Annotated in this window: 18 protein-coding genes; 9 read left to right on the forward strand and 9 right to left on the reverse strand. The window is 71.2% G+C overall.

The window, feature by feature from the left end; translation table 11 throughout:
* Nucleotides 1-3: 3 nt before the first annotated feature.
* From BM290_RS01200 to BM290_RS01210, 3 genes are all read left to right on the forward strand, one after another.
* Nucleotides 4-1,860 carry an ABC transporter ATP-binding protein gene (locus tag BM290_RS01200; protein WP_239143328.1) on the forward strand — a complete coding sequence of 619 codons (1,857 nt, stop codon included), beginning with the start codon at nucleotides 4-6 and terminating at the stop codon, nucleotides 1,858-1,860.
* A gap of 2 nt (nucleotides 1,861-1,862) precedes the next feature.
* Nucleotides 1,863-3,797 carry an ABC transporter ATP-binding protein gene (locus BM290_RS01205; protein WP_239143334.1) on the forward strand — a complete coding sequence of 645 codons (1,935 nt, stop codon included), beginning with the start codon at nucleotides 1,863-1,865 and terminating at the stop codon, nucleotides 3,795-3,797.
* Nucleotides 3,798-4,009: 212 nt separating this feature from the next.
* A complete protein-coding gene (locus BM290_RS01210) occupies nucleotides 4,010-6,664 on the forward strand; it encodes a M14 family zinc carboxypeptidase (protein ID WP_239143327.1) in 2,655 nt (884 codons plus the stop codon).
* A 127-nt stretch (nucleotides 6,665-6,791) separates the two neighbouring features.
* On the opposite strand, the gene BM290_RS01215 is transcribed toward BM290_RS01210, so the two are convergent.
* Nucleotides 6,792-7,856 (reverse strand): zinc-dependent alcohol dehydrogenase family protein, encoded by a 1,065-nt coding sequence (locus BM290_RS01215; RefSeq protein ID WP_093609027.1) that lies wholly within the window; start codon nucleotides 7,854-7,856, stop codon nucleotides 6,792-6,794.
* 167 nt (nucleotides 7,857-8,023) lie between these two features.
* Between BM290_RS01215 and BM290_RS01220 the strand changes: the two genes are divergently transcribed.
* Nucleotides 8,024-8,917 (forward strand): serine hydrolase domain-containing protein, encoded by an 894-nt coding sequence (locus tag BM290_RS01220; protein ID WP_093609029.1) that lies wholly within the window; start codon nucleotides 8,024-8,026, stop codon nucleotides 8,915-8,917.
* Nucleotides 8,918-9,152: 235 nt separating this feature from the next.
* Here the strand turns inward: BM290_RS01220 and BM290_RS01225 are convergent, their stop codons facing one another.
* Nucleotides 9,153-9,782 (reverse strand): DUF2461 domain-containing protein, encoded by a 630-nt coding sequence (locus BM290_RS01225; RefSeq protein ID WP_093609031.1) that lies wholly within the window; start codon nucleotides 9,780-9,782, stop codon nucleotides 9,153-9,155.
* Between the two features lie 592 nt (nucleotides 9,783-10,374).
* Nucleotides 10,375-11,181: an IclR family transcriptional regulator gene (locus tag BM290_RS01230; protein ID WP_093609033.1), complete on the reverse strand. Its 807-nt coding sequence runs from the start codon at nucleotides 11,179-11,181 to the stop codon at nucleotides 10,375-10,377.
* Nucleotides 11,182-11,695: 514 nt separating this feature from the next.
* Here BM290_RS01230 and BM290_RS01235 point away from each other — a divergent pair.
* The 5 genes from BM290_RS01235 to BM290_RS01255 all read left to right on the forward strand — a co-directional run bounded on the left by BM290_RS01235 (nucleotide 11,696) and on the right by BM290_RS01255 (nucleotide 16,122).
* Nucleotides 11,696-12,568, forward strand: coding sequence for an isocitrate lyase/PEP mutase family protein (locus tag BM290_RS01235; RefSeq protein WP_093609035.1), 873 nt, complete (start codon nucleotides 11,696-11,698; stop codon nucleotides 12,566-12,568).
* A 198-nt stretch (nucleotides 12,569-12,766) separates the two neighbouring features.
* Complete coding sequence (locus BM290_RS01240) at nucleotides 12,767-13,510, forward strand: maleate cis-trans isomerase family protein (RefSeq protein WP_093609037.1); 744 nt, start codon at nucleotides 12,767-12,769, stop codon at nucleotides 13,508-13,510.
* A gap of 216 nt (nucleotides 13,511-13,726) precedes the next feature.
* Nucleotides 13,727-14,398 carry a hypothetical protein gene (locus tag BM290_RS01245; RefSeq protein WP_177319527.1) on the forward strand — a complete coding sequence of 224 codons (672 nt, stop codon included), beginning with the start codon at nucleotides 13,727-13,729 and terminating at the stop codon, nucleotides 14,396-14,398.
* A 165-nt stretch (nucleotides 14,399-14,563) separates the two neighbouring features.
* The gene (locus tag BM290_RS01250; protein WP_093609041.1) at nucleotides 14,564-15,316 is read left to right on the forward strand and encodes a hypothetical protein; all 753 of its coding nucleotides are present in this window, start codon (nucleotides 14,564-14,566) and stop codon (nucleotides 15,314-15,316) included.
* Nucleotides 15,317-15,390: 74 nt separating this feature from the next.
* Entirely contained in the window at nucleotides 15,391-16,122 is a 732-nt protein-coding gene (locus BM290_RS01255; protein WP_093609043.1) for a hypothetical protein, read from the forward strand.
* Between the two features lie 29 nt (nucleotides 16,123-16,151).
* On the opposite strand, the gene BM290_RS01260 is transcribed toward BM290_RS01255, so the two are convergent.
* The 6 genes from BM290_RS01260 to BM290_RS01285 all read right to left on the reverse strand — a co-directional run bounded on the left by BM290_RS01260 (nucleotide 16,152) and on the right by BM290_RS01285 (nucleotide 22,053).
* Nucleotides 16,152-18,122, reverse strand: coding sequence for an acyl-CoA dehydrogenase family protein (locus tag BM290_RS01260; protein ID WP_093609045.1), 1,971 nt, complete (start codon nucleotides 18,120-18,122; stop codon nucleotides 16,152-16,154).
* Nucleotides 18,123-18,170: 48 nt separating this feature from the next.
* Nucleotides 18,171-18,779, reverse strand: coding sequence for a response regulator transcription factor (locus BM290_RS01265; RefSeq protein ID WP_093609047.1), 609 nt, complete (start codon nucleotides 18,777-18,779; stop codon nucleotides 18,171-18,173).
* Nucleotides 18,780-18,865: 86 nt separating this feature from the next.
* Nucleotides 18,866-19,981: a sensor histidine kinase gene (locus BM290_RS01270; protein WP_093609049.1), complete on the reverse strand. Its 1,116-nt coding sequence runs from the start codon at nucleotides 19,979-19,981 to the stop codon at nucleotides 18,866-18,868.
* Nucleotides 19,982-20,002: 21 nt separating this feature from the next.
* Complete coding sequence (locus BM290_RS01275; RefSeq protein ID WP_093609051.1) at nucleotides 20,003-20,770, reverse strand: ABC transporter permease; 768 nt, start codon at nucleotides 20,768-20,770, stop codon at nucleotides 20,003-20,005.
* Nucleotides 20,767-21,699, reverse strand: a complete 933-nt coding sequence (locus tag BM290_RS01280; RefSeq protein WP_093609053.1) for an ABC transporter ATP-binding protein — start codon at nucleotides 21,697-21,699, stop codon at nucleotides 20,767-20,769. The genes BM290_RS01275 and BM290_RS01280 overlap by 4 nt, the downstream gene beginning before the upstream one ends.
* Before the next feature lie 90 nt (nucleotides 21,700-21,789).
* Nucleotides 21,790-22,053 (reverse strand): hypothetical protein, encoded by a 264-nt coding sequence (locus BM290_RS01285; RefSeq protein WP_093609055.1) that lies wholly within the window; start codon nucleotides 22,051-22,053, stop codon nucleotides 21,790-21,792.
* Nucleotides 22,054-22,115: the final 62 nt, after the last annotated feature.

Here is a 22,115-nt window from a genome sequence, read left to right on the forward strand (position 1 = left end):
CGCTTGAGCGCCACCCCGCGCCGGGCCCCGAAGGCCGGCATCCACCCGGACCCCACCGCCCCGCGCCGGACATCCCGGGCCGGCATCCACCCCGATCCCACCGCCCCGCGCCGGGCGCCCCGGGCCGGCATCCACCCCGATCCCACGAAAAGCTGGTTACGCCGCGCCTGGCCCCTCGTCCGTGCCCACCGCGCGCTCCTGATCACCTCGCTGACGCTGTCGTTCGTCGGCCTCATCGTGCAGGTGCAGATCCCCGACCTGGTGCGGATCGGCATCGACCGGGCTCTCGTCGACCGGGCCGACGGCCTGGAGAAGTACGTCTGGCTGATCGCCGGGCTCGCGATCGCCCAGGGCGTCATCAACTTCCTGGCCCGGCTCTACCTGCTGCGCACGGCGTACGAGATGGAGTACGACCTGCGCAACCTGGTCTTCACCCATCTCATGCGGATGTCGTACGGCTTCTACGACCGGGTCCAGTCCGGCGAGCTGATCTCCCGCGCGACCAGCGACATCCGGGCCGTCCAGATGTATCTGGCGTTCGGCCCGTCCATCCTGGTCCAGTGCACGATCGCGGGCATCGCGTTCGCGCTGATGGTGTCGATCAACGCGCCGCTGGCCGTGGTGGCGATGCTGACCATGCCGGTGATCGCGGTCCTCGGCGTCCGGATGCGCAAGGCGATCTTCCCGGTGTCGTGGCTGATCCAGGCCCGGCTGGCCGGGGTCGCGACAGTGGTCGACGAGAACATCCAGGGCGTCCGGATCGTCAAGGCGTTCGCGGCCGAGAAACGGCAGATCGACACGCTCGCCCGGGCCGCCGACGGAGTGCGCTGGGCTTACACGACCGACGCCCGGATCCGCAGCCGCTGGATGCCGGTGATGGACAACCTGCCCCGGCTCGGGCTGGCGCTGGTGCTGCTGGTCGGTGGGCTGATGGTGCTCGACGGGCACGCGACCGTCGGCACGATCGTCGCGTTCAACTCGTACGTGCTGATGCTGCAGCCGCCGTTCCGGATGCTCGGCATGATCATCATGATGGGGCAGCGGGCCGCCGCGTCCGCCCAGCGCATCTACGACATCCTGGACACGCCGACCGAGCTGAACGACCCGGCCGAGCCCGTGGTCCCGCAGCCCCGGGGCGACGTGCTTTTCGCGGGGGTGCGGTTCGCGTACCCCGATGGCACCCTCGGTCTCGACGGTCTCGACCTGCACGTCCGGCCGGGTGAGACGGTGGCGCTGGTCGGCGCGACCGGCAGCGGCAAGAGCACGGTGGCCCGGCTGGCCGCGCGCTTCTACGACGCCGACGCCGGGCGGGTGCTGATCGACGGCGCCGACGTGCGCGACTACCCGCTCGCCACGCTGCGGGACCGGGTCGGGATCGTGCCCGACGAGCCGTTCCTGTTCTCCATCTCGCTGCACGACAACATCGCTTTCGGACACCCCGCGGCGACCCGCGAGCAGGTGATCGCCGCCGCCGTCGCGGCCGGCGCCGACGGTTTCATCGGAGAGCTTCCGGAGGGGTACGACACGGTCGTCGGCGAACGCGGCTACACCCTCTCCGGCGGCCAGCGGCAGCGCGTCGCTATCGCCCGGGCGCTGCTGGTCAACCCGCCGGTGCTGATCCTCGACGACGCCACCAGCGCCGTCGACGTCCGCGTCGAGCACGAGATCCACGAGGCGCTGCGCGACCTGATGCGCGACCGCACCACCATCGTGGTCGCGCACCGGCTGGCCACGATCGGCCTCGCCGACCGCGTCGTGCTGATCGAGAACGGTCAGGCCGTGGCGACCGGCACCCACACCGAACTGTTGGCGACCGAGCCCCGCTACGGGCGGGTCCTGGCCACGGAGGTGCACGCGTGAGCATGTTCGGAGGCGGGTTCGGTGGCCCCGGCGGCGGGCCCGGCTCGGGGGCGATCGCCGGGATGGGCGGCACCGGCACCCGGCGCCAGGGCAACACGCCGTTCGCCGGGGTGCCGGCCGAGCTGGCGGCCGGCGTCACCCTCCTGGAGGCGAGCGAGCCGGACCATCCGGACCCGGCCGCGACCTTCAGCCACACCCCCGACACCGGCCGGCTCACCCTGTGGTCGCTGCTGTCCGGGCGGCGGGCGCTGCTGGTGACCGCGGCGGTCGCGGTGGGAGTCGAGGCGCTGCTGCTGCAGTCCGGGCCGTACCTCGTGCAGGTCGGCATCGACCACAGCATCGTCGCCCGCGATGTGCCGGTCCTGGTGATCGCCGCCGTGGCGTTCCTCGCCTCGGTGGCGCTGACCGCGCTGGCCACCGCCGTGCGCATCCGCACCAGCGGACGGCTCGCCGCCTACAGCACCCGGGACCTGCGGGTACGCGTCTTCACCCAGCTGCAACGGCTCAGCCTCGACCACTACACGACGGAGAAGGCCGGCGTCACCATGACCCGGATGACCTCCGACGTGGAGGCGTTGCAGCAGCTGCTGCAGGAAGGGTTCGCGCAGTTCCTCATCCACGGGCTCACCATGGTCGTGGTCACCGCCGTGCTCGTCCACTACGACGCCGGGCTCGCCGCGATCACGCTGCTCCTGGTGGTGCCGCCGCTGCTGCTGCTCACGCTCTGGTTCCGCAGGGCCGCCGACGTCGGCTACAACCGGCAGCGCGACACGATCGCGGGACTCTTCTCCCACCTCACCGAGAGCCTCAACGGCGTACGCGTCATCACCGCCCACAACCAGCAGGACCGCAACGTGATCGCCCACCGGGAGGTGGTCGGCGCCTACCGCGACGCCAACGACCACACCGGCCGGATCAACGCCGTCTACGGCCCCGGCACATCGGTGATCGGCCTGCTCGGCCTGGCCGCGCTGTTGCTGATCGGCGGCCGCAAGGTCCTCGCCGGCACGCTCACGATCGGCGAGCTGACCGCCTTCGTGCTCTACCTGAACGCGTTCTTCCAGCCCGTGCAGCAACTCGTGCAGCTCTACACCAACTATCAGCAGGCCCGCGCCGCGCTCGGCAAGCTCCGCGGCCTGCTGCGCACGGTCCCCGCGGTCCGGGAGAAGCCCGGGGCGTTGCCGCTGCCGCCGGCGTCCGGCGGGATCGAGCTGCGCGAGATCACTTTCGGGTACGACCCCGCGCGCCCCGTGCTCCGCGGGGTCAACCTGCGGATCGCGCCCGGCGAGACGATCGCGTGCGTCGGCCCGACCGGCGCCGGCAAGTCCACGCTGGCCAAACTCGTGTCCCGTCTCTACGACCCGGACGCCGGGACGGTCCTCGTCGACGGCCACGACCTGCGTGACGTCACCCTCGACTCGCTGCACCGTCAGGTCGGGGTGGTGCCGCAGGAGCCGTTCCTGTTCGCCGGGACGCTGCGGGACAACATCGCCTTCGCCCGCCCCGAGGTCTCCGACGAGGTGGTGCTCGCCGCCGTCGAGGCGGTCGGCCTGCGCGACCTGGTCGACCGCTCCCCCGACGGCCTGCAGACGGTCCTGCACGAACGCGGCCAGTCCGTCTCCTCCGGCGAGCGCCAGCTGATCGCCCTGGCCCGCGTCTTCGTCGCCGAACCGCGGGTGGTCGTCCTCGACGAGGCGACGTCGAGCCTGGACCTGCGCTCGGAGCTGCGGGTGGAGGCCGCGATCCAGCGGCTGCTGGAGGGACGGACCGCGATCCTGGTCGCCCACCGGTTGTCCACGGCCCGCCGGGCCGACCGGGTGATCGTCGTCGACGACGGCGACATCGTCGAACAGGGCACCCACGAGGCGTTGCTGGCCGCGGGCGGCCGTTACGCCACCATGTACGCCACCTGGGAGTCCCACACCGCCACCCCCTGAGGTCCGGGTGCCCCACGCCGCCGACCCGTGTTTCGCGCGGCCCCTGACGGGTGAGCCCGGCCGGTTCGCGTCCCCGGGGTCCGGTCTCCAAGATCGAATACTCGGGGTCGCGAGCCGGAATGACCCGAACGGTATGGCGACACGCCCGCATCGATCATTGCGCATGTGTCGATCGACCGGAGAGGGTCGGGACATCCCAACGGAGGTGCTTTGTGGACCTGTCACGAACGCTGGCCGGCGCCGGCGCCGCGCTGCTCGCCACGGCTCTGCTCGCCAACCCCGTGTCGGCGGCGCCGGGAGGCATCCCGGCTTCGACGACGCCGGGCAACAACTTGGTCTCCGCGGCGCGGGGTAGCGACCCGCTCTCCGCGGCGCGGGGCAGCGACCCGGACTCCGGGGCGCCGGGCGACAACCCATCGACCCGCGACTTCGGCAACGGGCCGGAACGCAACACGATCGCCGCCCTCGGCGGCTCCGCCGTCGACAGCGCGGCGCTCGGCGCGTCATCGGCGGGCCCGCTGTTCGCGGAGGAACCGGCATCCGCGTGGACGATCACGCGGCGGAAGGGCTACCCGCGGCAGAACGACCTGCCGGTCTGGCCGGTGAACCCGGAGGACCGCTCGATCAAGCTGGGGCTCGTCCCGTACCACCTCATCGCTCCGAAATTGAACGCCCTGCAGGAGGCCTCGGACCGCGTCTCCGCGGAGATCGTCGGGCACTCGGCCGGAGGCCGTGATCTCTATCTGGTGACCGTGACCGCTCCCGAGTCGGCCGCCGAAGCCGCCCGGCAGGACCGCTGGCGGGAACTGATCGAGGAGGACCCGGCCGCCGCGAAGCGCGATCGGGCCCTGAGGACCGGCTACAAGACACCGGTCTGGATCAACGCGAACATCCACGGCAACGAGTGGGAGGGCACCGACGGCGCGCTGCGCGTCATCGAGCGCCTGGCCACCGCCACCGACCCGGCGACCCGGGACCTTCTCGAGCGCACCCGGGTCTATGTGACGGTCACCAACAACCCGGACGGGCGGATCGCCGGCACCCGGGCGAACGGCGCCGGTTTCGACATCAACCGGGACCACGCCACCGGCTCGCAGCCGGAGTCCCGGGCGGTACGCGACGTGGTGATCGCGACGCAGCCGTTCGTGATGCTCGACGAGCACGGCTACACGGGCACGACCCTGATCGAGCCGGCGACGCCGCCGCACGGGCAGAACTACGAGTACGACCTGTACATCAAGCACGCCCTGCCGAACGCGCTCGGCATGGAGAAGGCCATCCAGCGGCTCGGACACCCGGAGACGACCCGCGCCGACATCCCGTTCCGGGACTACGCCCCCGGCGACTGGGACGACTGGCCGCCGATCTTCACCCCGATGTACGCCATCTACCAGGGCGCGGTCGGCCACACCGTGGAGATCCCGCTGCAGGTCAACAACTCCGCCTACAACGACCTGCCGGTTGAGGAGTTGCAGCGCCGGTCCCGGATCAACACCGACGTGGCCGCGGCGACGATCGAGGCGGCTCTCACCTACGCCGACACGAACCGGGGCACGCTGCTCGCCGACCAGATCGAACTGTTCCGACGCGGCTGGGCCGGTGAGCCGTCCCCGGTGATCCCGGACGGTTTCGTCGACGGGTTCGGCCCGGAGGACCGCTACGCGACGACGTTCCCGCGCGCCTACGTCATCCCGGCCGGCAGTCCCGCCGCGGCGCGCCTGGTCAACCATCTGATCGCGAACGACGTGCGGGTCACCGCGGCCCGGACCGCCTTCCGGGCCGGCGGGCGCCACTACGGCAAGGGCACCTACATCGTCGACATGCACCAGCCGAAACGCGGCCTCGCGAACGTCCTGCTCGAAGCCGGCCGGGACATCTCCGGCCTGGTGCCGCAGATGTATGACATCTCGGGCTGGAGTCATGGCCTGCTCTGGGGCGCCACGGTCGACAGCAGCCTCCGGTCACTGCCGCGCGTCCTGGTTATCAAGGTGACCGAGGCGGCGGCGACCGGGTCCGTCGACGCGCCGCGTGGGCGGGATCTCAGCCTGTCGCTGCGCGACGGCAACGATGTGCGGGCGGTCAACGAGCTGCTCACCCGGGGTGTCAAGCTGCGGCGCACGGACGCGGCCACCGTCGTGGTCCCGGCCGAGGCGCGGCCCGAGGCCGTCTCTCTCGCCAGATCCCTGGGAGTACGGTTCACCGCCGCCCCCGGTCGCACGAGAGGCGACGTGATCGAGCAGCCCGTGATCGCGGCGGCCGTCTCCGCCGACGAGCTGTTCGCCCTGAAGGAGATGGGCTTCACGGTCCGCCCCGTCTCGACGGCGATCCTCAACGCCGGTTTCGACCTGTCCACGGTTGACTCCCTCATCGTCTCGTCCGGCCTCTCGTATGCGAATCTGACCGCCACCGCCCGCGCCGCCGTCGACGCATACCTGGCCCGCGGCGGCGGTGTCCTCACCCGCGGGGCCACCGGCGCGAACTTCAACGCCGCCGCCGAGGTCCTCCCGGTCACCGCGACAGCCGGCCGCGGAGACGCCAACGGGGTGGTCACGGTGACGAACGAGGGCCGGATCGTGGGGAGCGGCTCCCCCGTGCACTCGTTCATCTACTCCCCTCTCTGGTTCACCGGTGAGGGCGTGACCGTCGAGCAGCGTTACGGCACATCCCCGCTGGTGGCCGGCCACTGGCTGCCGACTGACGAGGGCACGGACGGCCCCGCCCAGGCGGCGGGCCGGGCCGCGGTCGTCTCCGGCACCACCTCCGGCGGCGGCCACGCGGTCCTGTTCGGGACCGAGCCGTTGTTCCGTGCTCACCCGAAGGGCCTGTACGCCGAGTACGCCCGGGCCCTCTTCTGGACCGCCAGCTAGCGCGATCCCCGGCCCTGTCGCCCACCGCGACAGGGCCGGGAGGCAACCCTCGGCTCGCGGGACAGCGGCCGGTGATGCCGGTTCGTGCAGCCGTCAACCACGACGGCCGATCCGCGCGGCGGGTGGGCTATGGCCGGAGGAGGACCTTGACGGCTCGGCGCTCGTCCATGGCGGCGTAGGCCTCGGCCGCCTCGGACAGCGGCAGCTCGACGTCGAAGACGCGACCGGGCTGGATGCGGCCGTCGAGGACCTCGGGGAGGAGTTCCTCGATGTAGCCGCGGACCGGGGCCACACCACCGCGGACACCGACGTTGGTGCTGAACATCTGCTGGACCGGGAGCTCGGGGCCACCGGCCGGGACGCCGACGAAACCGACCTGGCCGCCGGGGCGGGCCGAGCGCAGCGCCTGATCCATCGACTCCTTCGTGCCGACGCACTCCAGGACGACATCGGGGCCGATGCCGCCGAACATCTCCTTCAACCGCGCGATGCCCTCGTCGCCGCGCTCCGGCACGACGTCGGTGGCGCCGAACTCACGAGCCAGACGCTGCCGGGACTCGTGGCGGGACATGGCCACGATCCGGGTGGCGCCGAGACGTCTCGCCGCGATGATCGCCGACAGGCCGACCGCGCCGTCGCCGACGACCGCCACCGTCGAACCCTGCCGGACTCCGCCGGACACCGCGGCGTGGTGCCCGGTGCACATCACATCCGACAGGGTGAGCAGCCCCGGGACCAGCGCCGGATCGGGCTCACCGCCGGGGACGACGACCAGTGTGCCGTCGGCCAGCGGGACACGCACCCGCTCGCCCTGGCCGGCATCGGCGTAGCCCTCGTCCTTGACCTCAGAGCCCCACCAGCCGCCGTTGAGGCAGGAGGTGCTGACGCCGTTGCGGCAGTTGGCACACTCACCGCAGCACACGTAGAACGGGGCGATCACGAAGTCGCCCACCTTTACCTTGCCGACCGCGTCACCGATCTGCTCGACGACGCCCACGAACTCGTGGCCCATCCGCCGCTCGCCGCCCCCGCGGACCCCCCGATAACCCCAGAGGTCGGAGCCGCAGACGCAGGAGGCGACGACACGGACGATCGCGTCCCGCCCGGAGGCCGAGGGCCCCGACGCCAGGACCGGATCGGGCACGTCCTGGACCCGGATGTCGTGGTCGCCGTGCATGAATACCGCGCGCACTTCACCATCTCCTTGCTTCGGCGTCGTTCGCCATGACCCCACCCTAGAAAGGCCGGAGGCCGTCAGGGAGGCCCTGTGAAAACCCCTCTGTTCCTAGTAGTGGCCCATGATCAACAACGTCGATCCAGGGCCACCTTCCGGCCGGGCGAGCGGGCTAAGGTCCGGATGTGACCGACGAACTGTTCACCGACTTCGTCCGGGCCGACCGGGAGCAGGCACTCGGGGCGTATGGGATCCACGTCCACCAGGAGGGCCGGCCACCGGTCGAGCACCGGTTCCGCTCCGATGACCGCGTCAACCTCTACTCGGTGGCGAAGACGTTCACCGCTGTGGCCGTCGGGATCGCCGAGTCCGAGGGGCGCCTCGGCGTCGACGATCGTTTCCTCGACCATTTTCCCGAGCTGCGCGCGATTGCCGCCGACGGTTTCGAGCACGTCACCGTGCGGCATCTGCTGACGATGACCAGCGGCAGCGGCCACCTGTGGTTCGCCGACCGGCGTGTCGACGCGCTCGATCTGCTGCACGAGTTCGTCGCGGAGCCACTCGTCGCCGAGCCGGGGACGCGTTTCGCGTACACCGGCACCGGCTTCTATGCTCTCGGCCGTCTGATCGCCCGGGTGACCGGGGCCGATCTGCGCGCCTACCTGCTGCCTCGCGTCTTCGGGCCGCTCGGCCTGCACAATCCCGCCTGGCACTGCTGCCCACTGGGTTTTCCGTTCGCCGAGAGCGATCTCTTCCTGAAGACCGGCGAGCTGGCACGCTTCGCACGGCTGCTGCTGCAATCCGGCGTGTGGGAGGGCAAACAGGTGGTTCCGCCGGATTTCGTGGACCGTATGACCACCGACCGGGTCGACATGAAGGAGGGCGACGCGCACACCGACGGTTACGGCCTGGGCGTGTGGCTGGAGCCAGGCGGCACCTACCGCATGCACGGCGCCTACGGCCAGCTGGCGATCATCGACCCGGCCCGCCGAGCCACTGTCACCGTGACCGCCCACACCGATGACGACACGCCGCTGCTGGCGGCCGTTCACGACCTGGTCCTGCCACGCCTCGGCTGACCCTGGGCGTGGCATCAGGCCGATGCCGGACGGGACACCGGGTGTCCCGGGACTTGATGTCGGCACGGGTGAACAACGCCTGGCAGAAGCGCACCTGTCCGTTTCGGAGCCGTCCGAGGCGCAACGGCGCCCGCAGCTTCAGGTCATGTCGTCCGAGCAAGCGCAGGCCGTGACTCAGGTCCACCACCGGGACCCGGCACGGGGTGTCCGAAGGCTCGGGGAGGGCTGACCGCCCCTACGCGGGTGGACCGACGTGGTGGTCCAGCCAGGCGCGCAGGGGGCGGCTGGTCCGGAAGAAGTCGGTGATGCGGTCGCGGGCCTCGGAGGTGTCCATCCAGGGGGCGGGCTCCCACTCGCGCCAGGTGGTCAAGCCCTTGTGGCGGAGGAGGTCGATGCGGGGATGGTCCTTCGGGAAGCCGCGTGGCGCCGTCTTCAGGGTGCCGTGGCCGTGGACGGTGACGCCGGCGGCCTCGATGCCCGCGATCACTGTCACCAGAGAGGGGCCGAGATGATCGTCGACGATCGTTCGACGGTAGCGTTCCAGCTGGTCGGAGGACATCTGGTACATGCCGCAGCCGGCCGCGAGACCGTCGGCGCCGAGCTGGATGTAGCCGCCGAACTCCAGCCAGATGCCGAGGTGGTCCTTGTACGGCGTCTTGTCGTGACTGAAGCGGACGTCCCGGTAGGGCCGGAAGATCTTGCCGGGGCCGAACTCCGGCTCCAGGTCGGCGAGCAGGGCCAGGGCGGGCGCCTTCACCCGCTCCTCGTAGACCGGCAGGTGGGCGGTCCAGTACGTCTTCGAGTTGTCGGCGACGAGACCCTCGTAGAACTCGAGGGCCTCGCTCGGCCAGCCGCGGAACGTCACTCCGGCAGTCTGCCACCGGCCACCGCCGGGACGCTGCGTGCCTCGCGGACGACGGACGGGCCGGCCACCCGGCCGCGGGCGTCCACGGCACACGCCGCCGCCCGCGGATTCGAAGCGTTCCGTGAGGTCACTGCCGTTCGCCGCCCGTCGGTTCGTCGGTTCGTCAGGGAGGAGGGGCGAAAACGTCGTGGACGACAGGTATCCGAGCCGAATGAATGCAGGCCCGGCCGCGAAGGCTCAGACGCTTGGCGCCGCGACACTCGCGGAAGCTCAGACCCTCGGCGCCGCGACACCCGCGGAAGCTCAGACCCTCGGCGCCGCGACACCCGCGGAAGCTCAGACCCTCGGCGCCGCGACACCCGCGGAAGCTCAGACCCTCGGCGCCGCGACACCCGCGGAAGCTCAGACCCTCGGCGCCGCGACACCCGCGGAAGCTCAGACCCTCGGCGCCGCGACGCTCGCGGACGACGCGACGGTGCGGAGGAGGGTCGACGGGTTGCCTGCCGTACGTCGGGATGATCGGGGGCTCTGTGCTCCTCCCCGGAGGGCTCGGAGTCGCCGAACTCCGACGGCGACACCGATGGCGGCCGCTTCAACCGGGCCGGTGGCCGAGCTGCGCGCTGATCCGGGCGGCCGCCGCGAGCAGGCCGGTGACGGTCTCCTCGGTGTCCGGCCTGAACCGCAGCGCCGGGCCGGCCAGGCCGATCACGGCGACGACCCGGCCGTCATGGTCGAAGATCGGGGCGGCGACCGACGCGGCTCCGGCCTGACGCTCGCCGAGCGACGTCGCGTACCCCCGTTTGCGAATGGCGGCCAGATCCTTGCGCAGCCTCGCCGGGTCGACAATGGTCTTGTCGGTGACCGCCTCGAGCGGGTGCCGCGCGATGTAGGCGTCCACCTCGAAGTCGGGCAGGAACGCCAGGAACGCCTTGGACGAAGCGCCGGCGTTGAGCGGGAACGGGATGCCGAGGCTGACCTCGAGACGCAGCTCCTGGTCGGAGACGACCTGGTCGACGTAGAGCCGGGTGTCGCCGCGCCGCATCGACAGCGTCGCGGTCTCGTGGGTGCGCTCGGAGAGACGCTTGAGCTCGGGGGCGGCCATCGCGCGCACGTCGGTGCGGGCGAGGTAGGCACGGCCCAGCGCGACGGCGGCGTGGCCGAGGGCGTAACGGCGGGTCACCGGATCGACGGTGATCAGTTCGCGGCTGCGCAACGCGGTGAGGATGCGGTGCACGGCCGCCTTCGTCAGGCCCAGCGCGGTGGCGATCTCGGTCACCCCGAGGTCGGGCTGATCGGTCCGGCCGAAGTGGAGCAGCACGTCCATGGCACGCTCGACGGCGGCGATGGAGCGTGACTGGCTCTCCTCCTCGGGAGATCCGGGAGACGAAGGCGCTGGCACAGCGAAACCCCCATGGAACAGGTACCGGACGAACCTCGCCGAACTTTAGCGTGCCATTTCGCACAGCGGAACGCTGTACCACTCCGCGGTCGGAGGGCATCGCGACGGGTCCGGGCCGGCGAACTCAAGGGCAGCGGAACGCTGCACCACTCCGCGGTCGGAGGGCATCGCGACGGGCCCCTGCCGGCGAAGTCAAGGGCAGCGGAACGCTGCACCACTCGGCGGTTGGCAAGGCATCCGGGTGTCGCGGGCCGGGTCCGGGCCGGCGAGGAAAAGGGCAGCGGAACGCTGTACCACTCCGCGATTGGCAAGGCATCGGGGCGTCGCGGGCCGGGTCCGGGCCGGCGAGGAAAAGGGCAGCGGGGTCGTCGATCGTGAGGCTGCACCTGTGCACGCCACGACCCGTCGCGCGCCCGTCCGGATGCTCCGAAAAGGGCACCGCCGAGACGCTCCGCTTCTTCACCGATGCGCCGCTGATTGGCGTCGAGGACGGTTTCGCGCTACACAGCCGGTCATGACTGCTTCCGCATTGCGAGCGATCCTCGCCTCCGACCGGGTCACCCACGCGCCCGGCGTCTACGACCCGGTCACTGCGGCGCTCGCGGCGGCAGCCGGCCACCGGGCCGTGCACCTGTCCGGGGCGGCCGTGTCGGCGATTATGCTGGGCCGGCCCGACCTCGGGTTCGTGCACGGCACGCAGATCGCCGACCGGGCGTCCACCCTGGTCCCCGCGCTCGGCGACATCCCGCTGATCGCCGACGCGGACACCGGCTACGACAGTGCGTCGCAGGCGGTGTGGACGGCTCTCGCTTATGCGCGGGCCGGCATCTCCGGAGTGCATCTCGCGGATCGGGGCGACCTGCCGCGGCACGGGCCCGTGGCCGGCAGGGAGATCATCCCGATCGGTGAGGCCGCCGCGAGGATCAGCGCGCTGGCCGACCAGGTCCCGGACATCGTGGTGATCGCACGGACCGACGCGTTCGCGGTCCGCGGACTCGACGAGACGATCGTGCGGTGCCGGGCCTACGCCGAGGCCGGGGCGGACGCCGTGTTCCCCGAAGGGGTGGACGATCTCGAGGAACTCAGGCTGGTCCACGAGGCGCTTCCGGGCGTACCCCTGGTGATCGACCGCAGCGAGGCCGGCGGCAACCGGCCCATTCTCGCCGACGCAGACCTCGCCGCGGCCGGCGTCCGTCTCGTCCTGCACCCGGTGGCGGCGCTGCTCGCCGCCATGCGCGCGGCGTCGCTCGCTTACCGCGCGATCGCCGACACCGGCTCCGCCGAACCCGTCGACCGGATGCCGTGGGCCGCGTTCACCGCCCTCGCCGGCCAGGACGAGGCCCTCGACCTCGACGCCCGCTACGTCCCCGGGAGATTGCAGACATGAACCGCATCCTCCGAACGATGGGCCCTGGCGTTCTGCGTTCCCGGACAATATCTTTGCCATCGAGATACCCCCTGTCGTTCAGCGGCACCCGAGTGTAAATTTCGGGAAACGCCGTTTCGCTGGGGGGAACCCGATGTCCGGTGCTGTAGGCCACCATCTGTCCTGGTACGCGTCGCGCGCACTGATCGGAGCACCCCGATGACCGACGCCCTCGGCTGGCGACGCAAGTTCGGCGTCCTCGTCCCGTCCACGAACACCATCGTCGAACCCGACTTCTACGCGATGGCCGTACCGGGAGTGACCTCGCACTTCTCCCGCATCCACATCCGCAACCAGGACCTGTCCGACGACGCGGGCCTCGAGAACCTGCTCGTCCAGATCCGCGCCGAGATCGGCTCCGCCTGCGAGCGGGTGCTCACCTGCGAACCCGACTACATGGTGATGGGCATGTCGGCGGAGACGTTCGGGGGCGGCGTCGAGGGCAACCGCGCATTCGTGGCGCAGATCCGGCAGCTCACCGGGCTCGACGTGGCGACCGGCGCGGAGGCCTGCGAACGGGCGCTGAAACTCTACGGGGCCCGCCGGATCGGGGTGATCACGCCGTACCAGCCGGTCGGCGATGCCAACCTGGTCCGCTTCTTCGGCGAGATCGGCTTCGAGGTGGCCGCCATCGAGGGCCTCAAATGCCCGACCGCGGTGTCCATCGCGCACGTCGGCGAGGACGAGCTGCGCGCCGCGATCCTCGACGTCAACACCCCCGACGTGGACGCCATCGTGCAGTGCGGCACCAACCTGTCCATGGTCCGCCTCGCCGACGAGGCGGAACGCTGGCTCGGCAAGCCGGTCATCGCCATCAACGCGGCGACCTGGTGGATGGCGCTGCGGGACAACGACATCAAGGACAAGGTGTACGGGGCGGGCGCCCTGCTCCGCGAATACTGATTCGCCCCGATTCGGTGCTCCCGATAAAGTCGCGTCGCTTGATCGGGAATCACCACGGGGGAAAGTGTGCCGACGAGGTCGTTGCGGGCGCGAGGCGCCGTTCTGGTGTCAGCAGCGCTGTTGCTCGCCGGCTGCGAGCGGCCGGAGGCGGGGACACCGTTTCCGGCACCGTCCGGCGCAGGGGCGGCATCGACCTCGGGGACACCCTCGGGCTCCGTGATGCCGTCGGCATCCGCGGCGCCCGACAACGGTGTCGCGGCGCTCGAACCCCGGGCGGTCCTGGCGAGAACGATCGCCGCCCTGAAGGGCGAGAGGTCGTACTTCTACGACGGCTGCCACTTCAACCTCGACCCCGATGTGTGCGCCAAGATTGACATCGTCGGCAAGGACTTCACCGGCACGATGACGATGGGCGAGGGAAGGGCCGACGTGCGATACGTCGGCGGCCGCAGCTTCCTCCGGGCCGATCTGGCGTTCTGGAGAGTCCTGTTCACCGACGACACGGCGTTCGACAGGGCGGCGGCGACAACCGCGGCGGCTCTGAACGACACCGGCCGGTGGATCGAGATGCCGTCCGCGTACCGGATTCTCGGCGCGGACTTCGGCGGGGCGTCGATCTGGACGGAACTGCAAGCGGCCGAGGTGGTCCACCGGATCGGCCCTCTGCAACTGGAGGGCCAGGGCCCGAGCGTGGTGATCGGCATCGGCTCGGAAGGCCGGGTCTTCGTCGCCATGACCGGGAAGCCCTACCCCATCCGGATCTCCACGGAGAGGACCACGGCGATGCTGAGCCGATTCGGCGCTGCCGCCGCGGTGAAGGCGCCACCGGCGGCGGACGTCGTCGCGCTGAACGACCTGTTCAAGAAGCGCGACACCATACGAGCCTGACGACCGCGCGAGCGCGGTGCGTAACACCTTGATGACTTTGTGACATGGCTTGCATTCGCCGCCCAAAGGTAATCGATTCGTTGCCCGGCGCCGATAAGTTTGCCCAGCTCAATAATGAGAACCGCGCGGCGCGGGGGTCCACGCCGCGGTGATGAGAGAAGATCGATGACGAAGATTGCCTTCCGGGCCGGCCTCGCTGCCCTGGCCACCGCCAGCATGCTGCTCTCCGGCTGCGGCGGATCCGACAGCGCCGCCGAGTCGAAGGGCGGGACGCCGACGACCGCCGCCTCGCAGGCGCCGGCCGACAACGGCGTGGCGGCGCTCGCCGCCGAGGAGATCCTGACCAAGGCCAAGGACGCCCTGACCAAGGCCGGCTCGTTCCACATGGCCGGCTCGGCGACGACCGACGGCGAGACCATGTCGCTGGACTTCAAGGTCTCCGGCAAGGACTTCGCCGGCAAGATGTCGATGGGCAAGGATGCCGAGGTCGAGATCCTGTCCGTCGGCGGCAAGCAGTACATGAAGCCGAGCGAGGGCTTCTGGGCGATGATCGCGGGCGCCGAGCAGGCCAAGACGATGGTCAAGGCGACCGGCGGCAAGTGGGTGCTGGTTCCGGCGAAGGACCAGATCAGCGGCCTGTTCGCCGCCGCCGACGTGAACGAGCTGCTCAAGCCGGGCGGCGCCCTGTCCAAGGGTGAGGCCACCAAGGTCGGCGAGCAGCCGGTGATCACCCTGAAGGACGCGAGCGACGCCGACGCTCAGGTGTTCGTGGCGACGACCGGCGAGCCGTACCCGGTTCGCATCGGCAAGTCCGCCACCGGCGAGGGTGTCACGTTCAGCAAGTTCGGCGAGAAGTTCGAGGCCATCGCGGCCCCGGCCGCCGACCAGGTCATCGACCAGAACAGCCTGGGCAAGTAGGTCATTCGGCGGTCCGGGGGCAGCCTGCCCCCGGACCGCCGTCGCCTTCACGGTCATCGATAGTCTGGGCCGCGATGACGACGACGATCCTCCGGGCCGGTCTCACGGCCCTGGCCACCGCGACCGTGTTGCTCTCCGGTTGCACCGGCTCCGGCAACGCCGCGCCGCCCGCCGCGACCCCTCCGGCTTCACCGTCGCCCACCGGCAACGGTTTCGCCACGATGACCGCCGACGAGATCATGACGAAGGCGCTGGAGGCTTCCGCCGCGGCTCGCTCGTACCACGTCAAGGGCACCTCCGCGGCGGACGAGGAAATGGGCGCGGTCACCATGGACATCCGGGTCGCGGGCGACGACCTCGCGGGCAGGATCACCATCGACGGGACCGCCGAGATGGAGTTGCTGGCCGTGGGCGGCAAGCAGTATTTCAAGGGCAACGAGGCCTTCCTGGTCTCCGCCCTGGGCGCCGAGAAGGCACGGACCATGATGGCGAGGGCCGGCGGCAAGTGGGTGGCGGTCGCCGGGAAGGATGACCTGAGCGGGATGTTCGGCATCGCGGACATCAAGAAGGAGCTGTCGCCCAAGGGGCTCCCGATCAAGGGAGCGGTCACCCAGGTCGAGGGCACGCCGGCGATCATCCTGTCCGACAATCTCTCCGACCTGCAGATCTTCGTGGCGATGACCGGCGAGCCGTACCCGCTCCAGGTCCTCTCGCCCGGCGCCGGCGAACGGTTCACGTACAGCGAGTACGGGGCGACGTTCCCCGAGATCACGGCACCGGCCGCAGACCAGGTGGCCAATCCGTAGGTGATGGACGACGGTCGACAGCGCGTGGCTCAGCCGCTGACGGCGGCGCGGACCGCGTCGTCCTCCTTGGCCATCGCCTCCTGGCGGGCCGGCTCCTCGCGCAGGACGGCGGCGTTCAGCCACTCGTCGGGGATCGCGAAGGCGTCGACCAGCGTGCCCAGGTGTGGGCGCAGCTCGCGCAGCAGGTCGTTGACGACCGCGGTGACGGCCTTGGAGCGGGCCGGTGTCAGGCGGCCGTGCTCCAGGAACCACGCCTTGTCCGCCTCGATCGTGGTCAGGGCGTAGAGGTCGCACACCTTCGACAGCAGTGCCCGGGCGGCCGGGTCGGCGGCGCGCTCGATGCCAGCGACGAAGGCCTCCAGGGTGATCCGGTCGATGTGGGCGGCGGCGGTGGCCAGCACGTGGTCCTGGACGTCGTTGAAGATGTCGAACGGGCGGTCCTTCTTGGTGGCGGCGCCGCCCCGGAGCCGGCGGATCACGGACTCCAGCAGGTGCTTCTCCCGGTCCTCGAAGACGGACAGGTGCCAGCCGCGGTCGGTGACGGCGACCTCCTCGTCGCGGCCGGGGACGGCGGCGACCAGCCGCTGGATCAGCGAGCGGGCAGCCGTACGCTCCAGGACCATCTCTCTGACCTGGTCGGCGACGAACGTCGCGCGGCCCCACCCGTCGAGCGACCCGAAGGCGTCGCGATATCCGGTCAGCAGGCCCTTGGCGACCAGCTGCAGCAGCACCGTGTTGTCGCCCTCGAAGGTGGTGAAGACGTCGGTGTCGGCCTTGAGCCCGGCGATCCGGTTCTCGGCGAGGTAGCCGGCGCCGCCGCACGCCTCCCGGCACATCTGGATGGTGCGGGTGGCGTTCCAGGTCTGCATCGCCTTGAGGCCGGCCGCACGGGACTCCAGCTCGCGCTGGCGGTGCTCGTCGGGCTCGGTGAGGGCGAAGACCTCGCTCATCGTGACGGCGAGTTCCTCCTGGGCGAAGACGTACGCATACGAGCGCGCCACCGCCGGCAGGAGTTTGCGCTGGTGGGCGAGATAGTCGTTGAGCACGATCTCACGCTCGGCGCCGGGCGCGGTGAACTGGCGGCGGCTCTCCCCGTAGCGCACCGCGATGGTGAGGGCGTTACGGGTGGCCGCGGAGGCGGCGGCGCCGACGGTGACCCGGCCCCGGACCAGGGTGCCGAGCATGGTGAAGAAGCGGCGGGTGTCGTTCTCGATGGTGCTGGTGTAGACGCCGTCCGGGGCGACCTGCCCGTACCGGTCGAGGAGCATGTCGCGCGGCACTGTCACGTGGTCGAAGGAGAGCCGCCCGTTGTCGACGCCGAGCAGCCCGGCCTTGGGCCCGGCGTCGCCGATGGTGACCCCGGGCATCGGGTTGCCGTCCCGGTCGCGGATCGGGACCAGCCAGGCGTGCACGCCGTAGCTCCGGCCGCCGGTGATGAGCTGGGCGAAGACGACCGCCATCCGCCCGTCGCGGGCCGCGTTGCCGATGTAGTCCTTGCGGGCCGCCTCGTGCGGGGTGTTCAGCACGAAATGCCCGGCCTCCGCGTCGTAGACACAGGTCGTGCGCAGCTGCTGCACGTCGGACCCGTGACCGGTCTCGGTCATCGCGAAGCAGCCCATCAGGTCCGCCGAGATGATGTCGCGCAGGTAGGCGTCGTGGTGCCGGGCGGTGCCGAGCGCGACCACCGCCCCGCCGAACAGGCCCCACTGCACCCCGGCCTTGACCATCAGCGACAGGTCGACCTGGGCGAGCATCTCGGCGGCGACGGTGGAGCCGCCCGGGTCGTCGGAGCCGCCGTAGCCGGCCGGGAACGCCGCGGCCACCCCGACGTCGGTGGGCAGCTCCCGGATCAGCCGGCTGACCCGCTCGCGGGCCTCGTCGCCGGTCTCGCCCGGCACGGTGACGAACTCGGCGCCCAGTTCGTCGCGCACGGCCTGCCGGATGTGCGCCCACCGGCCGTCGAGCACCTCGGCGAGGGAGGCGGAGACACCATCGATCATGGCGCTATATTACCCACGGGTAACCGAGGTTGACCATGCGCCGGTGACTCAGAGGAGCCAGCCGTGGTCGGAGGCCAGGCGGACGGCCTCGGCCCGGGTGCGCGCGCCGGTCTTGCCGATCACGGCGGACAGATGGTTGCGGACGGTGCCGTCGGAGAGGCGCAGTTCGCGGGCTATGTCGGCGACCGTGCCACCGTCGCGGGCGGCGCGCAGGACGTCGGTCTCGCGGTCGGTCAGCGGGGAGTCGCCGTGGGCGAGGCTCTGCGCGGCCAGGGCCGGGTCGACGACGCGAAGCCCCTGGTGGACGCGGCGGACGGCGTCGGCGAGCTGCCGGGCCGGGGTGTCCTTGACGACGAACCCGCCGGCCCCGGCGGCCATCGCCTGGCGCAGGTAGCCGGCCCGCCCGAAGGTGGTCACCATCAGCACCCGGCACTCCGGCAGCTTCTCGGCGAGCTGCCGCGCCGCAGCGATGCCGTCCAGTCCGGGCATCTGCACGTCGAGCAGCGCCACGTCGACGGCGTTGTCGCGAGCCGCGTCGACGACCTCGTCACCCCGGCCGACCTCGGCGACCACGGTCAGGTCGGCCTCCAGGTCGAGCAGAGCGGCCATGGCGCCCCGGACCAGCGCCTGATCGTCGGCGAGCAGCAGCCTGATCACGTACGAACCTCCACCCGAACCTTCAGTCCCGGAAGACGCCGGTCCCGTCATGCGGCCGGCGCCGCCCGTACCAGGAAACGTACCGATCATGTGGGCACCTCCACGCGGACCAGGAAGCCCGGCGCGCCGGGGCGGCTGCCCGCGGTCAGCCGGGCGCCGGCCTCCTCGGCGCGGCGGCGCAGGCCGGCCAGGCCCTGGCCGGTGGTGACGGTGTCGCCGTGGCCGCAGCCGTCGTCGACGATCTCGACGCTGTCGGGGCGCAGGCGCACTTCGGCGTGCCGGGCGCGGCTGTGCCGGACGATGTTGGTGACAGCCTCGCGGATCGTCCAGGCGAACAGCTCCCGATTGCGGGTGGGCACCTCGTCGGCGGTGCCCGGCAGATCGGCGCTGACGTTGGCGGCGGCGAGCGCGGCCCGGGCGGCGGCGATCTCACCGGGCAGCGAGATGCCGCGCATGCCGAGGGCGGTGGCGCGGACGTCGGCGAGCGCGTCGCGGGCCAGGGATTCGAGGTCGCGTAGTTCGCCACGGGCCCGGTCGACGTCGACGTCGAGGAGGCGCTGGGCGAGTTCGGCCTTGACGGCGACGACGGTGAGCGAGTGGCCGAGGATGTCGTGCAGGTCGGCGGCGATCCGGGCGCGTTCGCCGCTGATCGCGAGGTCGGCGATCTCCTGCTGGGCGTGGACGAGACGGACCTGCCGGTCGAAGGCGACCCGGATTCCGCCGGTGGCGGCACCGGCGAACAGGACGGCGAGGGCGTATCCCTGGCCGCCGGCGGTCCAGCCGGGCACGAAGCGGATGGACAGTTCGACGACGACGGCGAGCACGACCGCGACCGGCACGCCCTGCCGCAGTGGCAGTCCCATCACCGCGACCGCCGCGACGTAGACACCGCAGACGAGCGTGTGGTGCCCGGCCGCGGGGACCTGCAGCAGGGCGAGGCCGATCAGGGCGAGCAGGCCGAGCCAGACGTGGACGGTGGCCCGGCGGTCGGGGACGGACGGGTCGGCCCGCCGGATCGAGACGGTGAGCAGCAGGAACGCGATCGCGAAGAGGACCAGGGCGGCCAGGCCCACGTCACGCCACGGGCCGGGCCGGTGCTGGAGCAGCGCGTTGAGGCTCTCGCCGAGGTAGAACAGCCAGATCGCCGGGAACACCCAGCCGTGACGGAAGCCACGACGGGGTGTCCCGGGTGCCGATGTCATGTGCCGAACCGTACCGGCCGGTCAGACCCGTGCGGTGTCGCGGCGGAACCGCCACATCGCGCCGGCCGCGAAGAGCGCCGTCCAGGCGGCGACGTTGAGAACGGCCAGCCACACGTCGCCGCTGTGGGTGAGCGGGTAGCGGGCCAGTTCGCCGACGCCGTAGACCGGGGTGAACTTGGCGATCGTGGCGAAGGTGCTGCCGAGCTGATCGGCGGGGACGAACAGGCCACCGGCGAAGGACAGGACGGCCAGCACCGGGCCGAGGATCTGCATCACGTTCTCGCTGGGCAGCAGGTAGCCCATGAACAGCCCGAAGGCGGCGAAGACGAGCGCGCACGCCCAGGAGAGCAGAGCGCAGCCGATCCAGGCGCCGACCGGCATGTCCGCTCCGGCGAACGCGCCGACCACGTTGACCACGACGACCGAGACCGCGCCGATCACCATCGCGATGATGATCTTGACAGCGACGTACGCCGCGGGCTTGAGCGGGGTGAGCCGCAGTTGCCGGCTCCATCCGGCGGCCCGCTCGATCGACACCATGGCGCCGCCCGAGGTGGTGGCGAGCATCGCGCCGTACACCGCCATGCTGATCAGGACGTAGGCGGTGACGTTGCCGTCGCCGGCCCGCTCGTCCTTGTACGCCGAACTGGTGCCGAAGAGCAGGAAGAACGCGGCCGGCATGACGAGCGTGAAGATGACGGTGCGCTTGTTGCGCATCAGCCGGCGCAGTTCGAGGGCGATCATCCCGGGGCTGAAGCCGCCGAGGCGGGGCAGAGCGGTGGTGGTCATGCGGCGTCCTCGGCGGTCAGGGCGAGGAACGCGTCCTCGAGGTTGCGGGAGGTGATCTCCAGGTCCCGGGCCTCGGTCCGGGTGAGCAGGTGCCGGGCGATCGCGTCGGAGTCACGCCCGGACAGCAGGACGGTGTCGCCGCGGACCTCGGCCGACTCGACGCCGGGCACCTGCGACCAGTCGACGAGCGACGCGCCGGCCACGGTGGCACGGACGGTCCGGCCGGCGGCGAGCGCCTTCACCTCGGCGGCCGTGCCGTCGGCGACGATCTTGCCGCGGCGTACGAGGACGATCCGGTCCGCGTACGCGTCGGCCTCCTCCAGGTAGTGGGTGGCGAAGATGACCGTCCGCCCGCCCTCCGCGTCCTGGCGGATCGCGTCCCAGAACTCGCGCCGCCCGCCGACGTCCATCCCGGTCGTCGGCTCGTCGAGGATGAGCAGGTCGGGGTCGGGCAGCAGGGCCATGGCGAACCGCAGGCGCTGCTGCTGGCCGCCCGAGCACTTGCCGACGAGCCGTCCGCCGATCTCGGCGATGCCGGCCCGCTCCAGGGCGGCGGCGACGGCGGAGCGTGGTTTGCCGAAGAGCACGGCGGTGAGCCGGACCGTCTCCTCGACCGTGTAGTCCTTGAGCAGGCCGCCGGTCTGCATGACCGCGGAGATGCGGCCGAGCGCGACCGCGTCCTGCGGCGGCAGTCCGTAGATCTTCGCGGTCCCGCTGGTCGGCTTGGACAGCCCGAGCAGCATGTCGACCGTCGTCGTCTTGCCGGCGCCGTTCGGGCCGAGCAGGGCGACCACCTCTCCGGGGCGGATGCGCAGGTCGATTCCGTCCACGGCGGTGACCGTGCCGAATCTCTTGACCACGCCGTCCAGATCCACGGCCAACTGCCCCGTACCGGTGGCCGCGGTATCGCTTGAAGCGGTGAGCGTCATGGATGAATCCTCGCCCGCCCCGGGTGTCCCCTCCCCCGCCGTCCGTCACGTTCCGCCCATGACAAACGTCATGGGCGGAAGCCGGATGGGTCAGTCGTCGTAGCCCGGCACGGTGAGCGGGTGCCGCTCCTCGTCGCGCGCGGCGATGCCGGCCATCGAGCGCACGTACTGCCGCCGGGTGATCTCCCCGTCCATGAGCTGGGCGCAGAGCACCCCTTCGAGGCTCTGCGGAGCGAAGAGCGCCTCCGGGATGGTCAGCGGCTCCGCCTCGGCGGAAGCGTCCGCACGCACCCCGCGCACCGCGAGCACGCAGGCGGCGGCCAGGACCAGGATGAGCAGGGACAGGATCAGCATTGCCACCGCCTTGTCGGGTCATCGCGGGACGTTCGTGCCCCGCCTGACAGAGAGAACGGATC

The organism is Actinoplanes philippinensis, assembly GCF_900113015.1.
In the GTDB taxonomy this organism is placed as follows: domain Bacteria; phylum Actinomycetota; class Actinomycetes; order Mycobacteriales; family Micromonosporaceae; genus Actinoplanes; species Actinoplanes philippinensis.

What these genes read in the sequence shown, in the direction of transcription:
- BM290_RS01250 (WP_093609041.1), top strand. Translation starts at nt 14,564, where the DNA reads ATGACGAAGATTGCCTTCCGGGCCGGCCTCGCTGCCCTGGCCACCGCC.
- BM290_RS01285 (WP_093609055.1), bottom strand. Translation starts at nt 22,053, where the DNA reads ATGCTGATCCTGTCCCTGCTCATCCTGGTCCTGGCCGCCGCCTGCGTG.
- BM290_RS01255 (WP_093609043.1), top strand. Translation starts at nt 15,391, where the DNA reads ATGACGACGACGATCCTCCGGGCCGGTCTCACGGCCCTGGCCACCGCG.
- BM290_RS01235 (WP_093609035.1), top strand. Translation starts at nt 11,696, where the DNA reads ATGACTGCTTCCGCATTGCGAGCGATCCTCGCCTCCGACCGGGTCACC.
- BM290_RS01260 (WP_093609045.1), bottom strand. Translation starts at nt 18,122, where the DNA reads ATGATCGATGGTGTCTCCGCCTCCCTCGCCGAGGTGCTCGACGGCCGG.
- BM290_RS01275 (WP_093609051.1), bottom strand. Translation starts at nt 20,770, where the DNA reads ATGACCACCACCGCTCTGCCCCGCCTCGGCGGCTTCAGCCCCGGGATG.
- BM290_RS01270 (WP_093609049.1), bottom strand. Translation starts at nt 19,981, where the DNA reads ATGACATCGGCACCCGGGACACCCCGTCGTGGCTTCCGTCACGGCTGG.
- BM290_RS01205 (WP_239143334.1), top strand. Translation starts at nt 1,863, where the DNA reads ATGTTCGGAGGCGGGTTCGGTGGCCCCGGCGGCGGGCCCGGCTCGGGG.
- BM290_RS01240 (WP_093609037.1), top strand. Translation starts at nt 12,767, where the DNA reads ATGACCGACGCCCTCGGCTGGCGACGCAAGTTCGGCGTCCTCGTCCCG.
- BM290_RS01280 (WP_093609053.1), bottom strand. Translation starts at nt 21,699, where the DNA reads ATGACGCTCACCGCTTCAAGCGATACCGCGGCCACCGGTACGGGGCAG.